This window comes from Streptomyces sp. NPDC096310, from assembly GCF_044763125.1.
Lineage (GTDB): Bacteria > Actinomycetota > Actinomycetes > Streptomycetales > Streptomycetaceae > Streptomyces.
Genome location: NZ_JBIWFO010000056.1, coordinates 1 through 4479, shown reverse-complemented (window position 1 = coordinate 4479; position 4479 = coordinate 1). Strand labels below are relative to the sequence as shown.

At 68.7% G+C, this 4479-nt stretch carries 4 protein-coding genes; all 4 read left to right on the top strand.

The window, feature by feature from the left end:
- Nucleotides 1-102: 102 nt before the first annotated feature.
- The 4 genes from ACIQ7D_RS37385 to ACIQ7D_RS37370 all read left to right on the top strand — a co-directional run bounded on the left by ACIQ7D_RS37385 (nt 103) and on the right by ACIQ7D_RS37370 (nt 4461).
- Nucleotides 103-855 carry a TnsA-like heteromeric transposase endonuclease subunit gene (locus ACIQ7D_RS37385; RefSeq protein WP_403945737.1) on the top strand — a complete coding sequence of 251 codons (753 nt, stop codon included), beginning with the start codon at nt 103-105 and terminating at the stop codon, nt 853-855.
- A gap of 362 nt (nt 856-1217) precedes the next feature.
- Nucleotides 1218-2744 carry a Mu transposase C-terminal domain-containing protein gene (locus ACIQ7D_RS37380; protein WP_403945739.1) on the top strand — a complete coding sequence of 509 codons (1527 nt, stop codon included), beginning with the start codon at nt 1218-1220 and terminating at the stop codon, nt 2742-2744.
- The gene (locus ACIQ7D_RS37375; protein WP_403945735.1) at nt 2741-3790 is read left to right on the top strand and encodes a TniB family NTP-binding protein; all 1050 of its coding nucleotides are present in this window, start codon (nt 2741-2743) and stop codon (nt 3788-3790) included. Before ACIQ7D_RS37380 ends, ACIQ7D_RS37375 begins: the two co-directional genes overlap by 4 nt.
- Nucleotides 3787-4461: a hypothetical protein gene (locus ACIQ7D_RS37370; protein ID WP_403945732.1), complete on the top strand. Its 675-nt coding sequence runs from the start codon at nt 3787-3789 to the stop codon at nt 4459-4461. Before ACIQ7D_RS37375 ends, ACIQ7D_RS37370 begins: the two co-directional genes overlap by 4 nt.
- Nucleotides 4462-4479 lie beyond the last annotated feature (18 nt).

Below are 4479 nucleotides of genomic sequence, written 5' to 3'. Positions count from 1 at the left end.
TGTCCGCTGTCATCCAATCGGGGCGTTTGACAGCGAACCCAGTCGTTTCGCCTTCCTCGCCAGTGAACCTAGTCGTACGAGGCGTCGTGCTGGGGGTGCTGGATGGCCGTGCCGGTCGGGGTGGAATTCGCGGAGCCGTACGTCGAGGTGTCGTACGTGGACGGGGTACGTGAGCGTCGGCGGCGGCCGTTGCTGGACTGTGTGACGGCGCGGTTCGAGGATGCGGCTGCGGTGCGGCCGTTCCGGTGGTCGCGCGGTGAGCGTCACTTCTCGGGCTGGTACTGGGCGGCGACGACCGGGCGGCACGTCGGTTTCGAGTCGTGGCTGGAGCGGGACCGGCTGCTGATGATGGACTTCGATCCCGGGGTGGCGGGGATCGCCTCGCAGCCGTTCTGGCTGCACTGGCACGACGGGGAGCGTGAGCGTCGGCACGCTCCGGACTACTTCGTGCGCCGGGTCGACGGTTCTGCGGTGGTCGTGGACGTCCGCGCCGATGAGCGGGTCAAACCGAAGGACGCGGAGGCGTTCGAGGTGACGCGCCGGGCCTGCCGTCAGGCGGGGTGGGGCTTCGAGCGGGTCGGGGTTCCGGAGGAGGTGTTGCTGGCGAATGTGCGGTGGCTGTCGCGTTACCGGCATCCCCGGTGCCGGCGCGAGCCGGTCCTGGCCCGGCTCCGGGAGGTTTTCGCGGCACCGGTCCGGTTGATGACTGGCGCGGATGCGACCGGGGACCGGCTTGAGACGCTTCCCGTTCTGTTCCATCTCCTCTGGCTCGGTGAGTTGGCCGCCGAGGGCCTGTCGGTGGGGCTGCTGGGGCCGTCAACCATCGTGCGCTTGGCGGACGGACACCTCCGGTGACAGGGGCGGGCAAGGGGTGGCGGGTCCCTCCGACGGCCAGGATCGCGGAGTTTCCCAAGACCGCTGCCGAACAGGCTCGCTGGTGGGAGAGGCACATTCTGGAGGTGCTGGACGGGCTGCCGCCGGATGCTCCTGCGGGGACGGTGCCGCGGCCGGAGTTCGCCCCGGAGCGGAACTCGCTGGCTCAGCGGGAGCGGGCCAAGGCGGCCGAGCTGACCGCGGCCGGGCACGCGATGACGGCCAGCGGGATCAAGCAGCGGCGCCAGCGCTATCAGCGGGACGGGCTGGTCGGCCTGGCCGACGGCCGGTCGGCGAAGCAGATGCCCTCGTTCGGCCGGGTGGCTCCGGCGGTGGTCGAGTCGATGCGGCAGGCGATCGAGGAGACGGCGGAGGCGTCGTCGAAGACGATCGGCTTCGTGGTCTGGCGGGCGACGCAGATCCTAGCCTTGCGCGAGGACGCGCAGGACATCGAGGTGCCCTCGCAGCGCACGCTCTACCGGTTGTTCGACAAGCTGGCCGCCGGCACCCACGCGACGGGCTCGGCGACCACACGCCGCTCGGTGAACGCGCGTCCAGCCGGACCGTTCGGGGAGGTGCCGGCCTGTGCGCCGGGCGAGTGGATGCAGATCGACTCCACACCGCTGGATGTCCTGGTCCGGCTGGACGACGGGATTGCCGAGAAGGTCGAACTGACGGCCATGATCGACCTGGCAACCAGGTCGCTGGCTGCCGCGGTGCTGCGGCCGACAACGAAAGCGGCTGACGCTTCCGCTCTCCTGGCCCGGAGCATCACCCCCGAGACGATGCGTCCTGGCTGGCCGGACGCACTTCGGATGTCGAGATCGGTGCTGCCGCACCGGCGGCTGATGTCCCTGGACGAGCGGCTGGAGCACGCGGCTGCGAGGCCGGTGATCGTGCCGGACACGATCGTCTGCGACCACGGCAAGGTCTTCATCTCGAACAACTTCCGTGCGTCCTGCCGCTACTTGGGCATCAGCCTCCAGCCGACCCACAAGGCATCGCCCTTCGAGAAGGGCGCGATCGAGAAAACGCTGGGTTCGGTGGCGACTCTGTTCGCGCAGTTCGTCGCGGGTTACACCGGCCGGTCGGTGGACCGCCGGGGCCGGGGCCTGGAGGACGGACCGCTGTGGTCTCTGCCCGAACTCCAGAGCCTGCTGGACGAGTGGATTGTCATCTGGCAGAACCGCCCGCACGACGGACTGCGGGATCCGGACTCGCCGAAGCGGGCGTTCACGCCGAACGAGAAGTACGCGATGCTGCTGGAGTCGTGCGGCTACGTTCCGGCCGTCTTCAGCGGCGAGGACTACGTCGAGCTGCTGCCCGAGCGCTGGCAGGCGATCAACTCCTACGGCATCCGGATCAGCCACCGCACCTACGACGACGCCGAGTTGACCCCGTTGCGCCGTCAGCACTCCGGAGTGGTGGAGAAGAAGGGGCTGTGGGAGATCCACTACGACCCCTACGACGTCTCCCGTGTCTGGGTACGCGACCGCCGCGGCGAGAGCGACCGGTGGATCACAGTGTTCTGGAAACACCTGCACCGCGTCGGCACCCCGTTCGGTGAGATGGCCTGGGACCATGCCCGCGGTCAGGTCCCGGGCGGGTCCGAGGAACAGATCGCGGATGCCGCCGCTGACCTGCTGCGGCGGGCCCACGACGGCCCTGCCGACGCGAAAGGCCGCACGGCCAAACGCTCGAAGCGGGGCCGGCGGGTCGCCGCCCGCACGCGGGCCACCGCCACCGGCCGGCCGGTTCCTGACCCGCAGGCCGCCGAGTCCGTGTCCGCTGACGAGGCCGGCGCCGAAGTGGCGAAGGTCATCCCGCTGGGTCTGTTCGATCCGCTCGCCAACCCCTGGAGGCGCACGTGACCATCTCCGAACCGGCAGCCCGGCACCCCGCGTTGGGCAAAGTCGACGCCGAAGCCAACCGGCAGCTGACCACCCTGGACGGGTGGCGCAAGTTCATCGAGAACCCGCTCACACCCCCGGTTGTGTTGTCTCGTGACGCGCTGAGGCGTCTGACCCCGACCGAGCGGGACCTCTACGACGATGGCCGGCTCGACCATCACGCCCGGATGCTCGTGGTCGCCACCTCCTTCGTCGAGAAGACGGTCACCTGCGGGCGGCGGCTGGTCCTGCTCAACCGGCACGCGATCAGTGCGCGTCGCGGCCTGATCGTCTCCGGGCTGCCCGGCACGGGCAAGACCATCGCCATCACCCAGCTCGGCCGGGCCCACGAACTCCTCGACCGGGCACGTCATCCGAACGTCCCGGACCGCATCCCGGTGCTCTACATCACCGTTCCACCCGCCGCGACCGCCCGCATGGTCGCCGCCGAGTTCGCCCGTTTCCTGGGCCTGCCCATCCGGTCCCGGCTGAACATGACCGACATCATCGAGGCCGTGGTCGGTGTCTGCACGGACACCCGCACCGGTCTGGTCCTGGTTGACGAGATTCACAACATCTCGCAGGTCACCCGGTCCGGCGCCGAGGTCTCCGACACCCTGAAGTACTTCTCCGAGCGCATTCCCGCGACGTTCGTCTACGCGGGCATCGGCGTCGAGAACAGCGAGCTTCTGGCCGGAACCCGCGGGGCCCAGATCGCGGGCCGGTTCACGCTCATGCCCACCCGTCCGTTCCCTTACGGAGCCGAGTGGAAGGCGCTGGTTGCCACCCTGGAGGACACCCTGCTGCTGCACGATCACCCACCCGGCAGCCTGGTCAGACTCGACCGTTACCTCCACAACCGGACCGACGGCATGATCGGAGCCCTGTCCCACGCCGTCCGCGGGGCCGCAATCGACGCCATTCTCAGCGGCACCGAACGCGTGACGAAGGAATCGATCGACGCGATCCCTCTGGATCACGCCGCGGAAACCACGGCATCACCGCTGAAGAAGACGGCCCGCAGGTGACCGAGGCCCAGGAACAGCGGCTGCACCGGCTTCCCGTCCAGGTCAGGCCGCGTTCCGGAGAACCTACCGACTCCTACATCCGACGCCTGGCCCACGCCAACCACCTCAAGCCCAGCTACCTGCACGGCTTCCTGACCGGCTCGCCGAACTGGTTCGGGAAACCCCGCCTCGAACGTCTCGCGGTCCTGGTCGGCCGTCCTCCTGAACTGCTGGAACGAGTCCTGGCCGATGCCAGTCCCCCTCGCCGTCGGCGCAAGCCAGGCCCGAGCCCCGCACCTGCCAAGAAGACCGACAAGAAAGAGCTCTACTGGCGGATTCGGCACGACGCCGAAACGGAAGGACTCTCGACGAGAGCCCTGGTCAGACGGCACAACGTCACTTGGCGAACTGTCCGGGCCGCCCTCGACGGCCTCGAACCCCGTCCCCGCAAACCCCTGCCTCGTCGGCCGACCGCCATCGATCCCGTCCAACACCTCATCGACTCCATGATCGAATCCGGCCACGGCCGCCCCAGGGACATCTGGGTGAAACTCATGGACGAGCACGAGACCTCGATCTCCTACGGCACCATCAGGCTCTACGTCCAGAACCAAGTACCTCAATGCCCGCACTGCGGGTCTTCCTTGCCAACCAACCAAGTCCACCCAGGTCACGCACCCGCACTCGACTAACTTCATTGTCGAAGGACA